General features: G+C 40.5%; 18 protein-coding genes, 8 tRNA genes and 3 rRNA genes. 23 read left to right on the top strand and 6 right to left on the bottom strand.

The features are described 5' to 3' along the window. The first annotated feature begins 145 nt into the window (after positions 1-145). The 18 genes from MKY88_RS21550 to rrf all read left to right on the top strand — a co-directional run bounded on the left by MKY88_RS21550 (position 146) and on the right by rrf (position 12167). Entirely contained in the window at positions 146-547 is a 402-nt protein-coding gene (locus MKY88_RS21550; RefSeq protein WP_193833228.1) for an anti-sigma regulatory factor, read from the top strand. Between the two features lie 57 nt (positions 548-604). Continuing rightward, positions 605-1555: a SpoIIE family protein phosphatase gene (locus tag MKY88_RS21545; RefSeq protein WP_232540779.1), complete on the top strand. Its 951-nt coding sequence runs from the start codon at positions 605-607 to the stop codon at positions 1553-1555. Between the two features lie 63 nt (positions 1556-1618). Continuing rightward, entirely contained in the window at positions 1619-1951 is a 333-nt protein-coding gene (locus MKY88_RS21540) for an STAS domain-containing protein (protein WP_025114281.1), read from the top strand. Beyond that, complete coding sequence (gene rsbW / locus MKY88_RS21535) at positions 1951-2421, top strand: anti-sigma B factor RsbW (RefSeq protein ID WP_008177047.1); 471 nt, start codon at positions 1951-1953, stop codon at positions 2419-2421. Before MKY88_RS21540 ends, rsbW begins: the two co-directional genes overlap by 1 nt. Continuing rightward, entirely contained in the window at positions 2399-3184 is a 786-nt protein-coding gene (gene sigB, locus MKY88_RS21530; protein WP_025114282.1) for an RNA polymerase sigma factor SigB, read from the top strand. Before rsbW ends, sigB begins: the two co-directional genes overlap by 23 nt. 143 nt (positions 3185-3327) lie before the next feature. After that, positions 3328-5499, top strand: a complete 2172-nt coding sequence (locus MKY88_RS21525) for a Tex family protein (protein WP_340814679.1) — start codon at positions 3328-3330, stop codon at positions 5497-5499. 67 nt (positions 5500-5566) lie between these two features. Next, positions 5567-6025 (top strand): SprT family protein, encoded by a 459-nt coding sequence (locus MKY88_RS21520; protein WP_340814677.1) that lies wholly within the window; start codon positions 5567-5569, stop codon positions 6023-6025. A gap of 91 nt (positions 6026-6116) precedes the next feature. Then, positions 6117-6193, top strand: a tRNA-Asn gene (locus MKY88_RS21515). A 1-nt stretch (position 6194) separates the two neighbouring features. Next, a tRNA-Glu gene (locus MKY88_RS21510) sits at positions 6195-6266 on the top strand. A gap of 29 nt (positions 6267-6295) precedes the next feature. Then, positions 6296-6371, top strand: a tRNA-Asp gene (locus tag MKY88_RS21505). Between the two features lie 5 nt (positions 6372-6376). Beyond that, a tRNA-Gln gene (locus MKY88_RS21500) sits at positions 6377-6451 on the top strand. A 15-nt stretch (positions 6452-6466) separates the two neighbouring features. After that, positions 6467-6539: transfer RNA gene (locus MKY88_RS21495), tRNA-Lys, on the top strand. Positions 6540-6605: 66 nt separating this feature from the next. Next, positions 6606-6691 (top strand) — tRNA-Leu (locus MKY88_RS21490). 18 nt (positions 6692-6709) lie between these two features. Next, a tRNA-Arg gene (locus tag MKY88_RS21485) sits at positions 6710-6786 on the top strand. A gap of 18 nt (positions 6787-6804) precedes the next feature. Further along, positions 6805-6878 (top strand) — tRNA-Gly (locus MKY88_RS21480). Between the two features lie 196 nt (positions 6879-7074). Beyond that, positions 7075-8626 (top strand): 16S ribosomal RNA (locus tag MKY88_RS21475). 309 nt (positions 8627-8935) lie between these two features. Further along, positions 8936-11863 (top strand): 23S ribosomal RNA (locus tag MKY88_RS21470). A gap of 188 nt (positions 11864-12051) precedes the next feature. Beyond that, positions 12052-12167: ribosomal RNA gene (gene rrf, locus MKY88_RS21465) — 5S ribosomal RNA — on the top strand. The 16S, 23S and 5S rRNA genes sit together here with 8 tRNA genes alongside, the layout of an rRNA operon. Positions 12168-12208: 41 nt before the next feature. Here the strand turns inward: rrf and MKY88_RS21460 are convergent. From MKY88_RS21460 to MKY88_RS21440, 5 genes are all read right to left on the bottom strand, one after another. Next, positions 12209-13663 (bottom strand): alanine/glycine:cation symporter family protein, encoded by a 1455-nt coding sequence (locus MKY88_RS21460; RefSeq protein WP_340814675.1) that lies wholly within the window; start codon positions 13661-13663, stop codon positions 12209-12211. 269 nt (positions 13664-13932) lie between these two features. Then, positions 13933-15153 (bottom strand): NAD(P)/FAD-dependent oxidoreductase, encoded by a 1221-nt coding sequence (locus tag MKY88_RS21455; protein ID WP_193833222.1) that lies wholly within the window; start codon positions 15151-15153, stop codon positions 13933-13935. Next, entirely contained in the window at positions 15143-15484 is a 342-nt protein-coding gene (locus MKY88_RS21450; protein ID WP_340814852.1) for a (2Fe-2S)-binding protein, read from the bottom strand. Before MKY88_RS21450 ends, MKY88_RS21455 begins: the two co-directional genes overlap by 11 nt. Beyond that, entirely contained in the window at positions 15484-15750 is a 267-nt protein-coding gene (locus MKY88_RS21445; RefSeq protein WP_340814673.1) for a (2Fe-2S)-binding protein, read from the bottom strand. Before MKY88_RS21445 ends, MKY88_RS21450 begins: the two co-directional genes overlap by 1 nt. Positions 15751-15889: 139 nt before the next feature. After that, on the bottom strand, positions 15890-17575 hold the full coding sequence (locus MKY88_RS21440; protein ID WP_445669187.1) for a sigma-54 interaction domain-containing protein: 1686 nt from the start codon (positions 17573-17575) through the stop codon (positions 15890-15892). 174 nt (positions 17576-17749) lie between these two features. On the opposite strand from MKY88_RS21440, the gene MKY88_RS21435 reads away from it, so the two are divergent. From MKY88_RS21435 to MKY88_RS21415, 5 genes are read left to right on the top strand one after another with little or no spacing between them, the layout of a single operon-like run. Then, a complete protein-coding gene (locus tag MKY88_RS21435; RefSeq protein WP_328205362.1) occupies positions 17750-18931 on the top strand; it encodes an NAD(P)/FAD-dependent oxidoreductase in 1182 nt (393 codons plus the stop codon). After that, entirely contained in the window at positions 18928-19947 is a 1020-nt protein-coding gene (locus MKY88_RS21430) for a proline racemase family protein (protein WP_328205364.1), read from the top strand. Before MKY88_RS21435 ends, MKY88_RS21430 begins: the two co-directional genes overlap by 4 nt. Before the next feature lie 12 nt (positions 19948-19959). Further along, entirely contained in the window at positions 19960-20832 is an 873-nt protein-coding gene (locus MKY88_RS21425; protein WP_340814669.1) for a proline racemase family protein, read from the top strand. 26 nt (positions 20833-20858) lie between these two features. Next, positions 20859-21761, top strand: a complete 903-nt coding sequence (gene dapA / locus MKY88_RS21420; protein ID WP_340814668.1) for a 4-hydroxy-tetrahydrodipicolinate synthase — start codon at positions 20859-20861, stop codon at positions 21759-21761. Positions 21762-21779: 18 nt separating this feature from the next. Further along, a complete protein-coding gene (locus tag MKY88_RS21415) occupies positions 21780-23261 on the top strand; it encodes an aldehyde dehydrogenase family protein (RefSeq protein WP_328205369.1) in 1482 nt (493 codons plus the stop codon). 61 nt (positions 23262-23322) lie between these two features. Here the strand turns inward: MKY88_RS21415 and rpoN are convergent, their stop codons facing one another. After that, entirely contained in the window at positions 23323-24609 is a 1287-nt protein-coding gene (gene rpoN, locus MKY88_RS21410; RefSeq protein ID WP_340814665.1) for an RNA polymerase factor sigma-54, read from the bottom strand. Positions 24610-24704: the final 95 nt, after the last annotated feature.

The following is a 24704-nucleotide window of genomic DNA, read 5'->3' as shown; positions in this document are numbered from 1 at the left end:
CAAGATTTTTAATAAAAATAGATTATTGAAAAAATTCTTAAAGGTATATGAAGATATACATAGAATATTCCATTTATAAATTCTATATAGTTTGTGTGTAGTATGTCGATTAAAAGTAAAAGGGTAAGGGAATGGGGGGACAGCAGTGACAAGTAAGTCTTCGGTTGAAATTATTACAGAGGGGGATATTATTGCAGCAAGACAACTGGGGCGTAATGAGGCAAAGGCACTTGGATTTGGCACTGTTGATCAAGCTCGTATAACCACAGCTATTAGTGAATTAGCAAGAAATATTTATTTATATGCGAGTATAGGTATGATTGAAATTGAAAGAATTGAGACAAATACTGAAAAGAAAATAGTAGTTATTGCAACTGATCAAGGACCTGGAATTAAGGATATTCGTAAAGTAACAGAGGATGGTTATTCTACTTCGGGAGGGCTAGGTGCTGGCCTTCCAGGGGTTAAGCGATTAATGGACAGCTTACACATCCAATCTGTCATTGGAGAGGGTACAACAATAAGGACCGAAAAATGGCTGCGTTAGGACGTGAAGAAATTGAAACAATTAGAAGCTCAGTATAAAAAAATATTGTCAGATTATATGTTGAATCAAACAGAAAAAAATTTATATATTGCTCAAAATTTCACACGTCAATTAATTCAAAAAAGTATAGCCCCGGAGGATGTTGTTAGTATTCATAAAAATGCTGTAGAAGCAATATTTCCTAATCGAATGGGTGAATCGCAGCCAGCGTATGATTTTCTTATTGAAGTTATGGTGCATTATGGTATGGCACATCGGGAGCATCAAAGTTTACTTCAAAAACAGGCTGAGTATGAATTGGAAATGAGAATTGCGACTAATATTCAAAAGACCTTATTAAAGTCATATGTGCCCAAGCTACAAAGTATTGATATAGGAATGATTTCTATTCCTATTCGTAAAATGAATGGTGATTATGTTCATTTTTTTCATGATGGAGAAGAGTATTTAAGTATGGCAGTTACAGATGTTGTAGGAAAGGGAGTACCTGCTGCCTTATGTATGTCTATGGTTAAATATGGACTTGAGACATTGGGTTATGCCTATAAAGATCCTTCGTATGTTTTAGAAGTCATTAATAGGGTAATAGAAAAAGGTGTTGATGATAGTATGTTTGTTTCTATGTTCTACGGCTGCTTAGATATTCGCCAAAACATATTTTCCTATGCTTCTGCAGGACATGAGCCGGCTTTGCATTATAGAGCCAAGCAAGATGAATTTGTTTCTTTAGAAGCTAAAGGCTTATTACTAGGAGTGTTGTCCGAAACCAAATATACTTTTCATGAACTTGTTTTAGAAGAAGATGATTTGATCATCATGATGACCGATGGAGTAACAGAATTTAGAGGGCAGGATGACTTAAATTCAAGAGAAATTATTTCAGCACTCATAAAAGAAAATAAGTATTTATCAGCTCAACAATTGTGTCTGCTTCTATATAGAGAGATAGAGAAAGTACAGAATTTTAAATTGACCGATGATTTTACTGTAGTTATTTTAAAAAAATAGGTTTACGTTTTAATGAAACAGGGAACAGAAAATAGTCTAACAAATATGGTGGAGGTGTGCTATATGGACGTTACAATACATTTTAAAGAAATTGATCATAAATTATTTGGCTTTGTTGAAGGTGAAATTGATACGTTTACGGCATCAGGATTACGTGAAGAATTGGAAGCTGTAAAGATTACAGAAGGATTGGAAATTGAACTTGATTTATCAAAGGTAAATTACATGGATAGTACAGGGCTCGGGATTTTTGTTGCCTTTTATAAAAGAACATTACGTGAAAATGGCAAAGTGAAGCTCGTTGGTTTATCGACTAGATTACAAAGATTGTTTGAAATTACAGGACTGAGTGATTTGATGGATATCGAAACTGATAAAAAGGTGGAATTAAGATAATGAAGGAATTTGACTATATTGAAATTAGAGTTCCTGCTAAACCGCAATTTGTCAGTGTTATTCGGTTAACTGTCTCTGGCTTAGCAAGCAGGATTGGTTTTAATTATGATGATATCGAAGACTTAAAAATTGCTGCAAGTGAGGCTGTCACTAATGTCGTGCATCACGCTTATAAAGAAGATGAAGAAGGTGAAATCGTCATCGGATGTGCGTTATACGACAATAAAATGGAATTGATGATTGCTGACTACGGTAATAGTTTTAATTTTGAGGAGATTAAGACTAAGATTGGACCGTACCATCCTGAGGAAAATATTGCAGGGCTAAGAGAAGGTGGGTTAGGACTTTATTTAATGGAAACTTTGATGGATGAGGTGATGATCAATAACGATGGTGGCGTAACTGTCTTTATGACAAAGTATGTCACTAGGGAGCAGGTGGAAAAAAATGTCGAAAGAATCACTACATAAATCTTCATCCAAGGAAGATGTATTAAAGTGGATTGAATTGTACCAATCAACGGAGGATGATGAAGCGCAAACGAATTTAGTGATTCATTATCGGTATCTAGTTGAATCAATAGCACGCAAATATTCGAATGGTAAATCTTATTATGATGATATTGTTCAAGTAGGGATGCTGGGTTTATTAGGTGCAATCAGACGTTTTGATCCAAATGTTGGCCGTAGTTTTGAAGCATTTGCTGTACCAACAATTGTTGGAGAAATCAAGCGCTTTTTACGTGATAAAACATGGGATGTTCATGTGCCTAGACGCATAAAAGAAATAGGGCCGAGAATCAAATCAACAGTGGAGGCGCTGACTATTGAATTGCAGCGTTCTCCATCCATTCAAGAAATTGCAGAGCGTTTAGAGGTAGCGGAGGAAGAAGTATTAGAGGCTATGGAAATGAGCCGTAGTTATCAAGCGCTTTCTATGGATCATTCAATAGAGTCAGACTCAGATGGTAGCACCGTTACACTATTCGATATTTTGGGTAGGGAAGACGATGGCTATGAAATGACTGATAAACGAATGATTGTTTCAGAGGCAATGGTTGTTTTGAATGAAAGAGAAAAACAAATCATTCAGCTTACATATTTAGAGCAACTAAGTCAAAAAGAAGCTGGAGAACAATTAGGAATTTCTCAAATGCATGTATCTAGAATACAAAGAAAAGCAATCAAGAAATTACAAGAGGCTATTCTAGCAAGTGGCAGTGTGTCGCTCTAATCCATCAATGGGTGTGCTGTGAATCATACTAAACACCTTTTAAATGTTTGAAAATAGTCTACTCATATTCGTTTGAGTAGACTATTTTTTTGCATTTTTAGTAAAGTGTAATGGTAAAATGAAAAGAAAAAGGTAGTGATGATGTGGAACAAAAGCAAATGTTACAGCTCATTGCAAAAGATGTAGCGGTTAAACCAGGGCAAGTTGATGCTGTTATTAAATTATTAGAAGAGGGAAATACAGTTCCGTTTATTGCGCGTTATCGAAAAGAAGTAACGGGATCTCTGGATGAGGTGCAAATTAAAGCTGTAGAGGATCGTTATCACTACATACAGCAGCTCGAACAGCGTAAAGAAGAGGTTATTCGATTAATCCAAGAGCAAGAAAAGCTTACACCAGAATTAGAAAAATCTATTCTTTCAGCAACAGTTCTACAGCGTGTAGAGGATTTATATAGACCTTACAAGCAAAAGCGACGTACTAAGGCTACCATTGCAAAAGAAAAGGGCTTAGAACCGCTGGCAGATCTTTTAGTAGCTTTTAGTCACGATACATTAGAGCAACTAGCTATTAAATTTGTCGATAATGATCAAGTAGCCAATGCTGAAGACGCGTTAGCAGGAGCGAGAGATATTTTAGCAGAACGCTTTGCTGATGATGCTGCTATTCGTGAGAAAATTCGTACGTATTCATTGAAAGATGGCGTACTTGTAACGAGTGTGAAAAATGCAGAAATAGACGAGAAAAATGTATTTGAAATGTACTACGAGTATGAGGAACCTGTTAATCGAATTGTTCCGCATCGTATTTTAGCGATAAATCGTGGGGAAAAAGAAGATGTTTTAAAAGTTTCGATTCATGTTCCGATGGATCGCGTATTGATGATCATGTGGAAAGAATGGATACCAGCAACGGGAACATCTCCTGCTATTGCTGAAGTGAAGCTAGCTATCGAGGATTCGTACAAGCGTTTAATTCAACCTTCTATAGAAAGAGAAATACGTAATGAGCTTACTGAAAAAGCAGAAACTCAGGCTATTCATATTTTCTCTGCAAACTTACGTAATCTACTATTACAGCCGCCTATGAAAGGCAAATATGTCTTGGGTGTTGACCCAGCTTATCGTACAGGTTGTAAATTAGCAGTTGTTGATGAAACTGGGAAAATGCTAGAGGTTACCGCTATTTATCCACATCCACCTAAACCAGATGTGGCAAAATCGAAAGCTGTTGTAAAAGCAATCTTAGCAAAATACCCAATAAGTATAATTGCTATTGGTAATGGGACAGCCTCCCGTGAAACAGAACAATTCATTGTAGATGTATTAAACGAGCTAACTACTGACATAGCCTACGTTATTGTTAATGAAGCGGGAGCATCTGTGTACTCAGCATCGGATATTGCTCGGACTGAATTCCCTGATTTACAGGTTGAGCAACGAAGTGCCGTGTCAATTGCCCGACGTTTACAAGATCCTTTATCAGAGCTAGTGAAGATTGAACCAAAAGCAGTTGGAGTGGGGCAGTATCAGCATGATGTATCTCAAAAAAAATTAAATGAATCATTAACATTTATAGTAGAAACAGCTGTTAACCAAGTGGGAGTTGATGTAAACACGGCCTCTTCATCACTTTTACAATACGTTTCTGGTTTGTCTAAAACAGTTGCAGAGAATATCGTGAAGGTTCGAGAAGAAAATGGTCAATTCACTACCCGTGTGCAATTAAAGAAAATTCCAAGATTAGGTGCGAAAACTTATGAACAAGCCATTGGTTTCTTACGTATCTCTGAGGCGAAAAATCCATTTGATGCTACTGGTATCCACCCTGAAAGCTATCATCTTGCAGAACGGATTTTAGCAGAGGCAAAGATCGATAAAAAAGAACTTGGAACGAAGAAAGCAGAAGAAGCTATTGCTGCTTTGGATATTCAACAATTAAGTGGAATACTAGAGATTGGTGTTGTAACAATTCAAGATATTGTAGATACTTTGATGAAGCCAAGCCGTGATCCACGTGATGCGTTCCCACAGCCATCGCTGAAAACAGATGTATTGAAAATGGAAGATTTAAAAGTTGGTATGGAGCTACAGGGAACTGTGCGAAATGTAGTAGACTTTGGAGCTTTTGTTGATATTGGTGTGAAGCAAGATGGACTTGTGCACATTTCAAAACTTCAAAATAAACGTATTAAACATCCATTAGAAGTTGTGGCGTTAGGAGATATTGTAACAGTTTGGGTAGAACAGATTGATGTTAGTAAAGGGCGGATTTCTTTAACAATGCTCCCTCCTAAAAATCAATTAATAGATTGAGTAATAAATTTTTACCACGCTGTGCATACTACACAGTGTGGTATTCTTGTTGTTGGAGGTGATTAAGTTGGACAATGAGGAACTACAACAGCTTGTATGTCGAATTTCTTTGGAAAAGTTTCAAAAGCCATTTATACACCAGGCTTACTTTAATGGAAGATTACGTTCAACGGGCGGTCGATATCTTTTACAAACGCACAATATTGAGATCAATCCAAAAGCCTTTGAGTTATATGGTATTAAAGAAATTCAAGGCATTGTACTTCATGAACTGTGTCATTACCATTTACATATTGAAGGTAAGGGATATCAGCATCGGGATAAAGAATTCAGGGAACTATTAAAAAAAGTAAAGGCACCTCGTTTCTGTTCAGCGTTACATACTTCTAGATCATCTATTAAAAAACAACGACGCTACACATATACATGTATTAATTGCCAGCAATTATATATAAGAAAAATTAAAATGAATGTTGAAAAGTACTGTTGTAGCAAGTGTTTGGGCAGGCTTAAATTATTAGAGTAAAAAAATATTAAAAAAAGATTGACGTATTGTTGAGTTATCCCTATAATAGTAAAAGTCGACAAGATAACGACGACAATATAACACTCATTATTCCGAAGTAGCTCAGTTGGTAGTAGCACCTGACTGTTAATCAGGTTGTCGCAGGTTCGAGTCCTGCCTTCGGAGCCATGGCCCCTTGGTCAAGTGGTTAAGACACCGCCCTTTCACGGCGGTAACACGGGTTCGAATCCCGTAGGGGTCATTTTCATAATTTACTTTGCAAATAATATTGGTCCCGTGGTGTAGCGGTTAACATGCCTGCCTGTCACGCAGGAGATCGCCGGTTCGATCCCGGTCGGGACCGCCACTTATTGGGGTATAGCCAAGCGGTAAGGCAACGGATTTTGATTCCGTCATGCCTAGGTTCGAATCCTAGTACCCCAGCCATTCATTTCTTAATTTGAGCCATTAGCTCAGTTGGTAGAGCATCTGACTTTTAATCAGAGGGTCGAAGGTTCGAGTCCTTCATGGCTCATCTCTTTTAAGAAAAAGGTTGACTTTCTATTGACGTATAGTATAATAAGAAAGTTACTAATCGAATGCGGTCGTGGCGGAACGGCAGACGCGCTAGGTTGAGGGCCTAGTGGGGGCAACCCCGTGGAGGTTCAAGTCCTCTCGGCCGCACCAAAGTCAATTAATTTATATGCGCCCGTAGCTCAATTGGATAGAGCGTCTGACTACGGATCAGAAGGTTGTGGGTTCGACTCCTGCCGGGCGCGCCATATTTTCATTAAAATAATGCGGGTGTAGTTTAATGGTAAAACCTCAGCCTTCCAAGCTGATGTCGTGAGTTCGATTCTCATCACCCGCTCCAAAAAAAGTGTTGACAACCTATTGGTTGTTTGATAAGATTTAATAGTTGTCTGATTCGACAACGTTATGAACCTTGAAAACTGAACAAGCAAAACGTAATCAATAAAGTTTTTAGTAGCTAGCTTGCTAGTGAACAAAACAAAATTTTGGACATCAAAATTGATGCCAGCAAAACAATTTGAGCTAATCAAATTTCTTTTATGGAGAGTTTGATCCTGGCTCAGGACGAACGCTGGCGGCGTGCCTAATACATGCAAGTCGAGCGAACAGAGAAGGAGCTTGCTCCTTTGACGTTAGCGGCGGACGGGTGAGTAACACGTGGGCAACCTACCTTATAGTTTGGGATAACTCCGGGAAACCGGGGCTAATACCGAATAATCTGTTTCACCTCATGGTGAAACACTGAAAGACGGTTTCGGCTGTCGCTATAGGATGGGCCCGCGGCGCATTAGCTAGTTGGTGAGGTAACGGCTCACCAAGGCGACGATGCGTAGCCGACCTGAGAGGGTGATCGGCCACACTGGGACTGAGACACGGCCCAGACTCCTACGGGAGGCAGCAGTAGGGAATCTTCCACAATGGGCGAAAGCCTGATGGAGCAACGCCGCGTGAGTGAAGAAGGATTTCGGTTCGTAAAACTCTGTTGTAAGGGAAGAACAAGTACAGTAGTAACTGGCTGTACCTTGACGGTACCTTATTAGAAAGCCACGGCTAACTACGTGCCAGCAGCCGCGGTAATACGTAGGTGGCAAGCGTTGTCCGGAATTATTGGGCGTAAAGCGCGCGCAGGTGGTTTCTTAAGTCTGATGTGAAAGCCCACGGCTCAACCGTGGAGGGTCATTGGAAACTGGGAGACTTGAGTGCAGAAGAGGATAGTGGAATTCCAAGTGTAGCGGTGAAATGCGTAGAGATTTGGAGGAACACCAGTGGCGAAGGCGACTATCTGGTCTGTAACTGACACTGAGGCGCGAAAGCGTGGGGAGCAAACAGGATTAGATACCCTGGTAGTCCACGCCGTAAACGATGAGTGCTAAGTGTTAGGGGGTTTCCGCCCCTTAGTGCTGCAGCTAACGCATTAAGCACTCCGCCTGGGGAGTACGGTCGCAAGACTGAAACTCAAAGGAATTGACGGGGGCCCGCACAAGCGGTGGAGCATGTGGTTTAATTCGAAGCAACGCGAAGAACCTTACCAGGTCTTGACATCCCGTTGACCACTGTAGAGATATGGTTTCCCCTTCGGGGGCAACGGTGACAGGTGGTGCATGGTTGTCGTCAGCTCGTGTCGTGAGATGTTGGGTTAAGTCCCGCAACGAGCGCAACCCTTGATCTTAGTTGCCATCATTTAGTTGGGCACTCTAAGGTGACTGCCGGTGACAAACCGGAGGAAGGTGGGGATGACGTCAAATCATCATGCCCCTTATGACCTGGGCTACACACGTGCTACAATGGACGATACAAACGGTTGCCAACTCGCGAGAGGGAGCTAATCCGATAAAGTCGTTCTCAGTTCGGATTGTAGGCTGCAACTCGCCTACATGAAGCCGGAATCGCTAGTAATCGCGGATCAGCATGCCGCGGTGAATACGTTCCCGGGCCTTGTACACACCGCCCGTCACACCACGAGAGTTTGTAACACCCGAAGTCGGTGAGGTAACCTTTTGGAGCCAGCCGCCGAAGGTGGGATAGATGATTGGGGTGAAGTCGTAACAAGGTAGCCGTATCGGAAGGTGCGGCTGGATCACCTCCTTTCTAAGGATTTTTTTCGGAATACAAACCTAGGGTTTGTAAGATTACGTTTTGCGTTCAGTTTTGAAGGTTCATTCTTTCTGAATGAAATACTTCAAAACTTGTTCTTTGAAAACTGGATAAAACGACATTGAAATAGTAACAAACACATTTATTTTTTTAAGTTTTTTTATAGGCTTAATAACATTAAAAGGTTTCAAGACACGAGCAGTTCTAGGAAGCAATCGAGTAAATGAAGGAGCGTACTTCAGTACGTGACTGAATGAACGAGTGAAGCTGACAACGAAATGTGATGTGTATTGAAAGCTGATAGGTTAAGTTATTAAGGGCGCACGGCGAATGCCTTGGCACTAGGAGCCGAAGAAGGACGGCACTAACACCGATATGCTTCGGGGAGCTGTAAGTGAGCTTTGATCCGGAGATTTCCGAATGGGGGAACCCACTACGTTTAATCGCGTAGTATCTTGACGTGAATACATAGCGTCTTGAAGGCAGACCCAGGGAACTGAAACATCTAAGTACCTGGAGGAAGAGAAAGAAAAATCGATTCCCTGAGTAGCGGCGAGCGAAACGGGAAGAGCCCAAACCAAGAGGCTTGCCTCTTGGGGTTGTAGGACACTCAATACGGAGTTACAAAAGAGCGAGTTAGATGAAGCGACTTGGAAAGGTCCGCCAGAGCAGGTAAAAGCCCTGTAGTCGAAAGTTCGTTCTCTCCTGAGTGGATCCTGAGTACGGCGGAACACGTGAAATTCCGTCGGAATCCGGGAGGACCATCTCCCAAGGCTAAATACTACCTAGTGACCGATAGTGAACCAGTACCGTGAGGGAAAGGTGAAAAGCACCCCGGAAGGGGAGTGAAAGAGATCCTGAAACCGTGTGCCTACAAGTAGTTAGAGCCCGTTAATGGGTGATAGCGTGCCTTTTGTAGAATGAACCGGCGAGTTACGATTACGTGCGAGGTTAAGCTTTAGAAGGCGGAGCCGCAGCGAAAGCGAGTCTGAATAGGGCGAAATAGTACGTGGTCGTAGACCCGAAACCAGGTGATCTACCCATGTCCAGGGTGAAGGTAAGGTAACACTTACTGGAGGCCCGAACCCACGCACGTTGAAAAGTGCGGGGATGAGGTGTGGGTAGCGGAGAAATTCCAATCGAACTTGGAGATAGCTGGTTCTCTCCGAAATAGCTTTAGGGCTAGCCTCGTGATGAGAATACTGGAGGTAGAGCACTGTTTGGACTAGGGGGCCATCCCGGTTTACCGAATTCAGACAAACTCCGAATGCCAGATATTTATACACGGGAGTCAGACTGCGAGTGATAAGATCCGTAGTCAAAAGGGAAACAGCCCAGACCACCAGCTAAGGTCCCAAAGTAATCGTTAAGTGGAAAAGGATGTGGCGTTGCACAGACAACCAGGATGTTGGCTTAGAAGCAGCCATCATTTAAAGAGTGCGTAATAGCTCACTGGTCGAGTGACGCTGCGCCGAAAATGTATCGGGGCTAAACGATTCACCGAAGCTGTGGATTGACATCTACGATGTCAGTGGTAGGAGAGCGTTCTAAGTGCGTTGAAGTCAGACCGGAAGGACTGGTGGAGCGCTTAGAAGTGAGAATGCCGGTATGAGTAGCGAAAGACGGGTGAGAATCCCGTCCACCGTATGACTAAGGTTTCCTGAGGAAGGCTCGTCCGCTCAGGGTTAGTCGGGACCTAAGCCGAGGCCGATAGGCGTAGGCGATGGACAACAGGTTGATATTCCTGTACCACCTCCTCACCGTTTGAGAAATGGGGGGACGCAGTAGGATAGGGTAAGCGCGCTGTTGGTTATGCGCGTCCAAGCAGTAAGGCGTGTGTGTAGGCAAATCCGCACACTGTAACGTTGAGCTGTGATGGCGAGTCCGTATGGACGAAGTTCCTGATTTCACACTGCCAAGAAAAGCCTCTATCGAGGTGAGAGGTGCCCGTACCGCAAACCGACACAGGTAGTCGAGGAGAGAATCCTAAGGTGTGCGAGAGAACTCTCGTTAAGGAACTCGGCAAAATGACCCCGTAACTTCGGGAGAAGGGGTGCTCTTGAGCGTGCAAGCGCATGAGAGCCGCAGTGAATAGGCCCAGGCGACTGTTTAGCAAAAACACAGGTCTCTGCAAAACCGTAAGGTGACGTATAGGGGCTGACGCCTGCCCGGTGCTGGAAGGTTAAGAGGAGTGGTTAGCGCAAGCGAAGCTGCGAATTGAAGCCCCAGTAAACGGCGGCCGTAACTATAACGGTCCTAAGGTAGCGAAATTCCTTGTCGGGTAAGTTCCGACCCGCACGAAAGGCGTAACGATCTGGGCACTGTCTCAACGAGAGACTCGGTGAAATTATAGTACCTGTGAAGATGCAGGTTACCCGCGACAGGACGGAAAGACCCCGTGGAGCTTTACTGTAGCCTGATATTGAATTTTGGTACAACTTGTACAGGATAGGTAGGAGCCAGAGATCTCGGAGCGCCAGCTTCGAAGGAGGCGTCGGTGGGATACTACCCTGGTTGTATTGAAATTCTAACCCATGCCCCTTAGCGGGGCAGGAGACAGTGTCAGGCGGACAGTTTGACTGGGGCGGTCGCCTCCTAAAAGGTAACGGAGGCGCCCAAAGGTTCCCTCAGAATGGTTGGAAATCATTCGTAGAGTGTAAAGGCACAAGGGAGCTTGACTGCGAGACCTACAAGTCGAGCAGGGTCGAAAGACGGGCTTAGTGATCCGGTGGTTCCGCATGGAAGGGCCATCGCTCAACGGATAAAAGCTACCCCGGGGATAACAGGCTTATCTCCCCCAAGAGTCCACATCGACGGGGAGGTTTGGCACCTCGATGTCGGCTCATCGCATCCTGGGGCTGTAGTCGGTCCCAAGGGTTGGGCTGTTCGCCCATTAAAGCGGTACGCGAGCTGGGTTCAGAACGTCGTGAGACAGTTCGGTCCCTATCCGTCGTGGGCGTAGGAAATTTGAGAGGAGCTGTCCTTAGTACGAGAGGACCGGGATGGACACACCGCTGGTGTACCAGTTGTCTTGCCAAAGGCATCGCTGGGTAGCTATGTGTGGACGGGATAAGTGCTGAAAGCATCTAAGCATGAAGCCCCCCTCAAGATGAGATTTCCCATTACGCAAGTAAGTAAGATCCCTCAAAGACGATGAGGTAGATAGGTTCGAGGTGGAAGTGTGGTGACACATGGAGCTGACGAATACTAATCGATCGAGGACTTAACCAAAAAAAGTTTGAAACCTTCAATGAACCGTTTATCCAGTTTTGAAAGAACAATTTCTTTTATGAAGGGTTTCAAGATACGAGTAGTTCGAGGAAGCAATGGAGAGAGGGAAGGAGCGTACTCAAGTACGTGACTGACTGAACGACAGAAGCTGACGAAGAAATGCGATGTATATTGAAAGCCGACTATAGTCTAGTGATGATGGCAAAGAGGTCACACCCGTTCCCATACCGAACACGGAAGTTAAGCTCTTTAGCGCCGATGGTAGTTGGGGGCTTCCCCCTGTGAGAGTAGGACGTCGCTAGGCACATAAAAACAGTCAGCACACAGCTGACTGTTTTTTTATTTCTATTCATTCCTTTTATGCATATTGCTATAATCTATCCAGAACTCGGCATTTTTAATTCCGGCTTCTCTTGGATCAAAAATAGGATCGAGGCCAGCCTTTTTTTGACGATCATAATCTTGTAAAACTCGAATGGCTGGTTTGGTTAATAAAACAATAGCAATAAAGTTCAAATAACTCATACTCCCAAATCCAATATCTCCAAGTCCCCACATAAGACTGACAGATTGAACACTTCCAACATAAACAACTAGTAAGAAGATCACTTTTAATACTAATTTTAAAAACGGGAAGCGAAGCTTTTTATCTAAATAAACAATAGTTGTCTCTGCAATATAGTAATATGCCATTAAAGTAGTGAATGCGAAGAGGAATATCGCTATAGCTACGAATCCACTTCCAAAATCTTTGAATACTGTAGATACTGCTGCTTGAGTATATGCAGTACCTGCTACAACGCCCGGGATATTTTCAACTAACGGTGTCGTTGTTCCAGGAGGGGTTACATTATACATACCTGTTATGAGAATCATTAAAGCTGTAGCCGTACAGACAATGATTGTATCAATATAGATGGAAAACCCTTGAACTAAACCTTGTTTAGCCGGATGAGATACTTCAGCAGCAGCAGAACTAAATGTTGCTTCTCCTGCCCCAGCTACGTTTGAAAATACCGAGCGTCTTACACCCCAGGCGATTGCTGTCCCCACTATACCTCCAAAAATTGCATTCGTACCAAAGGCACTTGTCAGTATAAGTTTAACCATACCTGGAATTTCACTTACATTCGCTCCTAATATGATGAGTGTTAAAATTACGTAGGCAAGTGCCATAATAGGAACAACTTTATCTGCAACACGTGCTATACGTTTTACACCACCGAATATGATTAATCCCAAAAGAATAACAATTAGGGCACCTGTTATAAAGGGCGGAATATGAAAAGCTGTATTAAATGAGGTGGCAATTGTGTTCGCCTGTATTCCTGGCACTAGAACACCATATGAAAGACAGATAACAAACGCAACAAATATAGCAAAACCCTTTAGTCTCAAACCCTTTTCGATATAGTATGGCGAACCACCGCGATACTGATCATCAGCCTTTTCTTTATATAATTGGGCAAGTGTTGATTCAATAAATGCACTTGCACCCCCTAGAAATGCCATAAAACCCATCCAAAATACTGCACCTGGTCCACCAGCAGCAATTGCCGTAGCCACTCCTGCGATATTACCAACACCAACCCGTCCAGACAATGCCATACAAAAAGCTTGGAACGATGAAATTCCTTCTTTTGACTCTTTACGTTCACGTAATAATCGAATCATCTCAGGAATATAACGAAATTGAACAGCTTTTGTTAGGACGGTAAAATAAAGACCTACCCCTAATGCTAAGTATACAAGTGTATTTCCCCAAATATAATCGACCATTGTATTAACGATTGTCTCCATAGATGTTTCCCCCTTGTTTTCTTAAATCAAAACCCCATAATTCCCACTTTAAAAATTGTGTACTATACATCATCAGCACTCATCCTGTCACTGCAATATAATCGCAGTGTGGATACAGCTTTAGTTTAGATGAATGTTTAAATAGCTAAAACCTCCCTTCATGCATGTTAAGCTCATCATATGTATTGCATGTTTTATGCCATAAAGCAAAAAAAGCCTTTTACTCATGAAGACGAGAAAAAGACTTTTACACTTTCAGATGTTTTTTTTTAATGAATAGTAAAAGACCCAACAGATTCATTCCAAATTTGTTTCATCTGCTGACGGCCAGCTAAAATTTCTGGATGAAATTGAATATGTGCAATGGCTCTTGTTTTTTCAACAGCTTGGATGGCAAGCTTAATATCATGATTGGATGCTCCTCCATTGAGGCGTTGAGCAATCGTAAGGGCAGCAACCTCTCCCTGCGCTAATGCTACCTTGGCTCCTTCAATACCCGTAATATTTCCAGCTACATACAATCCCTCTAAATTAGTTTCCATTTGTTCATTATGTAAAGGAATGAACCCTCCTAATTGTTCGATATAATGAAATGGACAACCTGCTAAAGAAGCAAGCTCTGCTAGAGGGTAAAGGCCACCAGCGATACAAATAAAATCTGCTTTAATACGTTGTTCGCTACCTTTCACAATAGAGCCGTCTGTATTCACTGTTGCTAAAACGACCCCTTCGACCTGATTTTTACCTACGATTTCAATAACCGCTTTCCTCAACATAATAGGGATATCCCACATTTTCACACCATTTTTGGGATAAAAGGTAATACCGAGCTTTTTCATAAAGTCATTTTTCATGAATTTGCTACCCATTTTTACAAAGGGCGAGGGAGCCATATGAGCTACATGCAATAATGAGTTCATAACTTCTAAAGGATGGCTATTACCTTCTGTTAACAAGGTAGCAGGGGGTAATGTAATAGCGGCTACTTGAACACCTGCTAATTGTAATTCCATCGCAATCGCTGAAGAAAGTACATTAACTCCGACAATGACGCCACGTTTACCTGGCTTCACACGATGCACATTTGTCATAACTTGTGCTGCTCCAACAGACATTACCCCTGGTAGTGTCCAACCTGGAATTGGAAAAGGCGATTCGGCAGCTCCAGTAGCTAATAGCAGATGTTGGGTACGAAATACACCTTTGGTTGTATGGATGATCCACGTTCGATCTATTTTTTCTAAGTCTGATACACTTGTTTGTAATAAAAATTCAACATGGACTGCTTTAGCTCGTTCTAATAAACGTTCAGATTCTACAATACCATTCCACCATGTTCCTGGCTTCTCTTCATATAGTTGTCCCAGTAATCGCCCTCCCGCATATAAATATTCATCGATAACAAGGACTTCAATATTTTTTTCCGCTAATGTAATAGCCGCCGCAAGTCCAGCAGGACCAGCTCCAATAATAACTACTTTATTGTTCATAATTCTTCCTCCAGTCTCTTACTGTCGTAGGAAGTATCTGTCCACTTTTTACAACCATCCCATCTGAGAGTGGGGTTAAGCATGCTCGTTCCCCCTCTAAGCCATTTACATTGACCCGGCATTCATAACAATGTCCAATATTACAATAAATGCCTCGAGGCTGCCCAGTTTCTTCGTGCAAACGTAAAGTGCGTATTCCTTGTGCTAGCAAGGCAGCAGCTAGGGACTCACCTTTGTAACCCTCAAACTCATGCTCGTTAAAAGTAAAGGTCACTTTTTCTCTTTGTATTAAGTCCCCTAAAATGGGATGGTTTAATATACGTTCTGTCATCATTTAACCTCCCCTAAATCGGAGAATCGTACTGGTCGAATAGGGGCTTGATGTTTTAATGAAACCTCATTATTTTTACGAGGACAATGAAGATTGGCAATAGTATCTACCATAGTACGGCATGTACGACCGCCACAATAGCCCATACCTGCACGCGTTCTTAATTTCAGTTCTCGTGCAGAACACTTATATTTTGATGCACTTTCAACTAATTCATCGTAACTAATTTCTTCACAACGGCATACAATCATAGATTTATTTAGCATAGTTCCACCTCTACTATAAAAAATACTTAACATAGTACATAATGCAAAAACTATGCCAAAGAAAAGAAATAGCTACGAAATGAAAATCTAGGTTGATGTGAAATATGTGTATATAAATATTGACATGTATTTAAAAAAATTAGACATCTATGTTTAATTTTTTTAATCGGTTGTATAAAGTGGCACGAGTAATACCTAAAATTTTAGCGCATGTTTTTTTATTACCATTTACTTTAGCAAGCTGATCTAATATTATTTCTCGTTCATAATGTTCAAGCTGATTGTGAAGCTCTGTCCCTTGAGGAAACTCCCTCTTAACGTCCAATGCTTCATCTTTTGGCATTATCGCTAAAATATCAGTAGGGAGGTCTTCCATATGAATGGCCCCCTCATCAGAAAAAACAACGAGTCGCTCAATAACATTAGATAATTCACGCACATTGCCTGGCCAGTGGTATTTTAAAAGTACATTTGCTATTTCAGTTGGGATTCCTTGAATAGGTCGATTATATTTAATCGACTTTTCATATAAGAAGTAATTGCTAATTTCTAATATATCTGATGCCCGTTCTCTAAGAGGAGGGACTGTGAAATTCACCACATTCAGTCGATAATATAAATCTTCTCTAAATTTGCCTTCTGCCACTAATTGCTTCAAATCTCTATTAGTTGCTGCTACTAGATTAAATTCGACGTCCATTTCCTTTGTACCGCCAACTGTGTAAAAAGTTTTTTCCTGTAGCAATCTTAAAATCTTGACTTGCATTTCTAGCGGCATCTCACCGATTTCATCTAAAAATAAAGTACCTCCACGTGCAAGCTCTACTTTACCTTTTTTTCCCTTTTGATGGGCACCAGAAAAAGCTCCTTTTTCATAGCCAAAAATCTCACTTTCAAACAGACCGCTTGGAATGGCACCACAATTGATAGCAACAAAGGGTGCCTCAGACTTTTCTCGAATAGCATGAACTGCACGTGCAAACAGTTCTTTACCAACGCCACTCTCTCCGTAAATTAAAATATTAGCCTCGGTTTCTGCGACCTTTTTTACTTTTTCTAATACTTCTTTAAGCTTTGGACTATTACCACGAATTAGGGTGAATGGGTCAAAGGCTAAACCATTAGTATTCATCTGTTTCTCTAAATTTAATAATTTCTCAGATGTAATATGAAGCTCTTCGTTTAATTTTTTGACATGGGTAATGTTTGTTTCAGCAACGACTGCCCCAATTGTCTTATCGTGCAGCATAACAGGATTAGAGTTAATCATAACGACGAGATCTTCCCGTGGGAAATGCTGTTGTTGATAGACAGATTTTCTATGCTGTAATGTATGTAAAATTTCTAGTTGATCTTCTTTGAAAAAATGGGTGATTGGCTTACCGATAATATTTTCTCCGGATACTGAAAAAATACTTTCGGCTCCTTTCGTCCAATAAACAACATTTTGTTCAGCATCAATGACCGTACATGATTCATTAATTGTATTTAAAATGGTTTGTAAATAAGCATTTCCACATTCTAATTCATAGGCAAGATCGTATGCTAAGGACTCTCTCCATAAATATCCTAAATATTGTTTCTCTTCATTACAAACTAGTAAAAATTCGTAGTCCTTCATATATTCAATGGCAATTTTGAGCGGGCAATTTGACTGGATGGTAAGACAGGCAACATAGTGAACATCATTTTTTCTTTTACCGCGAACTGCTCCATAGGGTTTATTATTTTCAATCACAAAAAACTGTTTGCTAGCATCGTTTATTTTGGACACAATGTCTTCAGTAGTTGTAATAGCAAAGTTACATTTTACTATTTTATTCATTATTAAATGATATGGATGCAAGATAAGTCCCCCCTTATTGTTCATTTGTCCAATTATTTTGAATAATATAAATAATTTTGACACATAGTGCCTAGTTTATCAAACAAATTCCAGTTTGATAGATTGGCATGTTTTTTGCATCATACAGTCATGAATAGAGAGGAGGAGGGAGATATGAAGAAATCCCATCACGATATCGTAATTATTGGTGGTGGCATTATTGGTGGAGCAATAGCTTATTATTGCACAAAGGCCGGCCTAGATATCACAATACTTGAAAAAAATGAACTTGCGAGTGGGACTTCTTCTCGCTGTGATGGCAATATTTTAGCTATTGATAAAGATCCTGGCTTTGACAGTCAAATGTCTTTAGTCAGTCAAAGATTGGTTCATGAGCTAAATAGAGAGTTAGATATGAGCTTTGAATACCGAAATCCGGGTAGCATCCTTGTTTGTGAAAGTGAACTAGAGATGGAGGCTGCTCAGCAATGGGTTAATCGCCAACAAAAGGCGGGGTTAGATTTTACGATGTTAGATCGTGAGGATTTGCGGAATGAATCAAAATACTTCGCAGATGACTTATACGGTGGATTGGAATGTAAAACTGATTCAACAGTGAACCCATACATGCTGACATTTTCTATGTTTCATTCAGCTGAGAAGTTAGGGGCAAAGATAAAAAAACAGACAGAGGTCAAACATATTAAGAAACAGCCAGATCATACATTTTTGCTTGAAACGAATGACGGATGGATAACCGCCAATAGAGTCATTAATGCTTGCGGAATATGGGCGCCGTATATTGGACAAATGCTTGGTGTTGATATTCCCATTAAACCTCGCAAAGGTCATATACTGGTCGCATCACGTCAGCAACCAGTTGGGCTAAGAAAAGTTATGGAATTTGGTTATTTAATTTCAAAGTTTGGTGGAGAGCGTAAGGTGGATGCGGATATTGAAAAGTATGGAGTAGCCTTAGTGTTTGAACCGACAGAGGCACAGAATTTTTTAATAGGAAGTAGTCGTGAATTTGTAGGATTTGACACGAAGGTGAATCATGATGTGGCAAAAATGATCGCTAGACGGGCGGTACGTTTCTATCCAAAAATTGCTGATATGTCGATTATTCGTACATATGCAGGATTAAGACCATGGACAGAAGATCATTTACCTATTATTTGTGAAGTAGAAGAAGTACCTGGCTTCTATATTGCAGCGGGTCATGAAGGAGATGGCATTAGCTTAGCTGCAGTTACTGGGAAGCTTATCCAAGAATTACTCCAGCACAAAGATGCATGCATTCCTACTGAACCGGTTCATCTTAGTCGTTTTCAGAAAGGAGTCCTTCATAAATGAATTTTCAAAAACTATTTACGACGATTGATACCCACACGGGAGGAAATCCAACACGTTCATTAATAAGTGGTATGCCCAAGCTTGAAGGCAAAACTATGTCAGAAAAAATGTTATTTATGCAAGAGAACTATGATTGGATTCGAAGATTTCTTATGAATGAACCACGAGGACATAGCGTAATGTCAGGCGTTATCATTACAGATCCTTGCCATCCCGAAGCCGATATTGGGGTGATTTATATAGAAACAGGTGGTTACTTACCAATGTGTGGACATGACACAATAGGTGTTTGTACAGCACTTATTGAAGCAAATTTAATAGAGGTCACTATACCATATACAAACATAAAATTGGACACACCTGCAGGTTTAATTGATGTGCAAATTAAAGTAGAGGATGGAGTAGCGAAGGAAGTGACCTTTAAAAACGTACCATCTTTTTTATTAAAAACGATTGAAATCGATGATACTGAACTAGGTGTAGTGGAATGTGAAATAGCTTATGGAGGGAATTTTTACGGCATTATTGATGCTAGAAAAATCAATCTAGACTTAGCTGTAGACAATTCGACGAAGATTATTAACACGGCTATTCGACTCCGCAATGCTGTGAATGCTGAGGAGGATATTGTCCATCCTGAATTCTCCTTTATCCATGGGCTTACACATATTGAGTTTTATACAGATCCAGTCAATCCATCTGCTGATTTAAAAAACACTGTTGTTGTTCCGCCAGGAGGAATTGATCGTTCTCCTTGTGGCACTGGTACGTCTGCCAAAATCGCTACACTCTACTCAAAAAATAAGCTCGCTATCAATGAGTCCTTCGTTTATGAAAGTATTGTGGGAACGATGTTTAAAGCACGTGTACTAGAAGAAGTAACTATAAGTGGTTTAACAGCTGTTATTCCAGAAGTAACAGGATCAGCATGGGTTATGGGAATGCATCGATTCTTTTACAATGATCAGGACCCACTAAAAGAGGGCTATTTGATGATTCCGCCAATGGATCACTAAGGGAGGATAAACATGAATTTTCATAAGTCTTTTCAAACGATAGATACACAAGTAGTGGGAGAAGCCTTTCGCATCATTGTGCAATCCCCAATCATGCTTATGCATGAAGATATTTTGGAAGCGGATCATCAGTTAAATACACAATTTGAAGATACAAAGCAACAGCTTTTGAATGAGCCTAGAGGACATCGTGGAATGAATGGCTGCCTTGTTTTCCCATCCGCTATTGCTTCCTATCGATTATTATTTTTCCAGCATGCAGCTTCTACAAGTTTTAAGTATGAGGCACTTGTAGCCACATTGACAGCATTGATTGAGCAAGGAACAGTAGAACTTTCAAAAAATAATACTTACTCTATTGAAACAGTCAAAGGTGTCTATGAAGCTAATGCCAAACTTTCTGAAAAGAGAGATGTAGTATTATCCGTTCATTTAATATTGAAGCCAGCATATTTAGAAGGTGAGCAAGTCATTATTGATAATGAGCGACGCTACATGGTGGTTGAAAAACCACGGCAAATTAAAGCCATTATTTTAGAAGAATTAGCAGAAATCAGCACGTGGGGATTACTAGAAAGTGAGAAATATAGTACGGCAGATGGGATCATTATGTATGAACAATTAGATGGCTCTGTCAGGTCAGTTACCTTTGAACGAGATGGCTATATATTACGTTCACCTGGTGTAGATAGTACACTGGCGTTAATAGCGGTTTTAGGGGAAGAAGCTGTTAAAAAAAATGACAGTATTTTTGGTAGCAGCATTGAAATTATACAAAAGCATGAAGCTGGCTACGAAATTGCATTAACAGGTTATATCACAGGAATCCATCAATTTGTAGTGGACCGTGAAGATCCTTTGCAGCATGGATTTATCATTGTGTAATAAAAGAGGATAGAGGAGGAATAAAGATGAAAAAACTAGAAGGCGTATTTCCCGTATTAGTAACGCCGATGAAAAATCAAACAGACATTGATTGGGATGGTTTCCGTCAAAATATTGAACATTTTATTGAAGCTGGGGTCACAGGTATTGCTATTAATGGTAGTACAGGTGAATTTGTGAGTTTAACGAAAGAAGAACGGTTTAATGCAGTAGAAGTAGCTGTAGATCAAATTAAAGGGCGAATTACATTGATTGTTGGTACAGCAGCTGAAACAACTTCAGAGGCAATCATCTATACACAGCAGGCAGAACAGGCTGGTGCAGATGCAGCATTATTAATTAATTCCTATTACGCACACCCAAAAGATGATGAAATATATGTTCATTTTAAATCAGTAGCCGAATCTGTAAACTTTCCCATCATGATCTATAATAATCCGTTTACTTCGGGGGTAGATATTGGCTTAGAAACGATTTTAAAAGTAGGTAGAGATGTTCCAAATATTACACATATTAAAGAATCAAGCGGCAGTATTGGAAAAGCGCGTGATATCGTACGTCAAGGCCAAGATGATATAAAAGTATTTTGTGGCTCAGAGGATTTAGCTATCGAATCATTTTTAATTGGGGCTGTTGGGTGGATTTCTGTATCTGGAAATATTGTGCCAGAGCTTGTGACAAAATTATATAGTCAAGTAAAAGAGGGGAACTTAGAGGTAGCTTGGGCAATTTACGATCGCTTATTACCTTTATGTGCATTTTTAGAGGGATCGGGTAAATATGTACAAATTACTAAACGTGCAATGGAACTAAAAGGATGGGCAGGAGGGCCTTGTCGTCTACCACGACTCCCACTAACAGAGGAAGAAGATGCCCAACTTAAAGCAATTATGACTAATTTAGACGTACTGGCTATAGAACATTATTAATGTAAAGGGGGATGAACGATGGAGGCAGTGTTGACATTAAAACCACAAGTAAAGGAATTTCTACAGTCCACGATCGGCTTGTATATCGACGGTGAATATGTGCAAGCTCAATCAGGTAAAACATTGAATGTTTTAAATCCTGCTAATGAAGAAGTCATTGCGGTAGTAAGCGAAGCACAGGCAGAAGATATTGATCTTGCAGTAGAAGCTGCTCGAAAAGCATTTGATGGTGAATGGTCAACGATGGAGGCAGCTGAACGCTCACGAATTATTTATAAATTGGCAGATTTACTAGAAGAACATCGTGAAGAGCTAGCACAGCTTGAATCACTAGACAATGGAAAACCATATAAAACTGCTCTTGCAGATGATGTGGATGGTACAGTTCAACATTTCCGTTATTATGCGGGCTGGGCAACAAAAATTACAGGCCAGACTGTACAAGTGTCAAAGGATTACTTAAATTACATTGTACATGAGCCCGTCGGAGTTGTAGGTCAAATTATTCCTTGGAATTTTCCTCTTGCCATGGCGGCATGGAAGCTAGGTTCAGCGTTAGCAGTCGGATGTACGGTTGTTATCAAACCAGCGGCTGAAACGCCATTGTCATTATTATATGTGGGGCAATTAATGAAACAAGCTGGTTTTCCAGACGGTGTAGTAAATATTGTACCAGGTACGGGAGAGGCGGGCGAAGCGGTTGTTACTCATAAAGGTGTAGCAAAAGTAGCCTTCACTGGATCAACAAAGACAGGAATACACGTGATGAAAAAAGCTGCTGATGATGTGAAAAGTATAACATTAGAGCTTGGGGGAAAATCTCCTGCTATTGTGTTACCAGATGCAGATGTCGAGGAAGCGATAGAAGGAACATTTGCTGGGACGATGTACAATCATGGCCAAAACTGTAGCGCATGTACACGGGTATTTGTGCATAGTAGTTTATACAATCAATTTATTGAACGACTCGCTGAAAAGGCTAAAGCATTGAAGGTAGGGCCCGGTTTAGACCCAGAAACAGATATGGGTCCATTAGTGTCACAAAAGCAATTAAACACTGTTCTTCATTTCATCGAAAAAGGAAAAGAGGAAGGCGCTCGCTTAGTAGCTGGTGGTGATCGAGCACTGCCAAAGGGATATTTTGTCCAACCAACTATCTTTGCTGATGTACAGGACACGATGACAATTGCCCAAGAAGAGATTTTCGGACCTGTTATGTCCATTCTATCGTTTGAAACAGTAGATGAAGTAATTGCACGAGCTAATAATAGTAAATATGGACTTGCTGCAAGTATTTGGACTGAAAATGTAAAGAAGGCACATTATATTGCTAGTAAACTACAAGCAGGGACAGTATGGATTAATGATTTTGGGTTAGAATGGGAAACGATGCCATTTGGAGGTTACAAACAGTCAGGTATTGGTCGTGAAATGGGCGGTGAATATGGATTGTCCAATTACACTGAGGTGAAAAGTGTATTTGTTAATATGAAGCAATAATAAGTGAATTTGCATTAAAGAAATAAAAGGAGCTATCTTCAATAGGTAGCTCCTTTTCTCGTTATTGAAAGGGTATTATTTTACGCCGTGCAGAGGACGGGATACTCATGTCCTCGCGGTATTTGGCTATGGTACGCCGAGATATTTCAATGCCTAAAGCAGAGTTAAAATATTCAGCTATTTTTTGATCAGAGAAGGGCTTAGCCTTGTTTTCTGATTTGATATAGTCGGACAGTAAAGACTTCACCTTTATTTGTGACACGCTCTGACCATTGGCTGTCGACAATTTAGAGCTGAATAATTCCTTTAATTCAAATGTGCCAAAAGCAGTTTGTACATACTTATTTGTTGTAATACGACTTACCGTTGATTCATGAACATCTATTTGGTCAGCAATTTCACGCAACGTAAGTGGTTGCATGGCGTCGAAGCCATCTAGAAAGAATCTTTTTTGCTTTTCAATAAGGGCCTTCATAATGTTGATCATTGTATTTCGACGTTGTTCAATGCTGTTCACTAGCCAGTGGTAGTCAGCTAAGTGTTTTTTAAAATAACTCTTTTCTGAGGAATGAGTTTTTATATAAGGAAAGTAGTCAGCGTGAATACTAATCTTTGGTAAATAATAATCGTTCAACGAAAAGGTAATTCCACCGTCAACAATATCAACAATAATATCTGGTATCGTCGTATGTACCAATTCCTGATAAAATAATGAGCTTAGCTTTGGTTGTAATGATTGTATAAAAAGATAAATCATTTGTAAGTCATTTAATGATATATCCAGCTCTTTTGATATTTTCTTCCAATTATTATGAGCGAGCTCTTCTAGATAATTAGAAATAATGGTATCGGCATGAATAGGGCTGTTAGGATAATAAATAGTTTGTAATAGTAAACATTCCTTTAAATTGCGTGCACCCATTCCTAAAGGACCAATCGTTTGTAACAAATGAATGCCCTTTTCTATTTCTGAGTCATTATAAGAAGTTCGTATAGGTTGCTCATAATAACCATTGTCATCTAAATGATAAATAATATGTTTTAAGAGCTGAATGTCCTTTTCATTATCAAATGTTAACCTGACCTGCTGAAACAGCTCATCTCGAATATTTTTTTCGCATTTTGTAGAAAGATGCAAATGGTTATAGTGTTTGCTACTCGTTTTTGGAATCTGTAAATGCTCTTTAAGTGTAGGTTCACTTAGTTCGATTAACGGATTAACGAGCTCTTGTTCACGTATATATTGTTCTAACTCCTGAGTTGAATATTGGAGTAGCTCGATCGCCTGACGAAGTTGGGTAGACATAACGATTTGTAATTCTTGTGTGTGTTTAATAGAAAGTTGCATACTTAAACCTCGATTCTCTATCAATCTATCTAACTAACTTAGAAAAATATAGTGACAAGAAACTTTGACATGTGCAACGAAATGAATCATTAGCT

The organism is Lysinibacillus sp. FSL R7-0073 (assembly GCF_038009065.1).
Lineage (GTDB): Bacteria > Bacillota > Bacilli > Bacillales_A > Planococcaceae > Lysinibacillus > Lysinibacillus fusiformis.
This window is presented reverse-complemented; position numbering and strand designations above follow the sequence as displayed.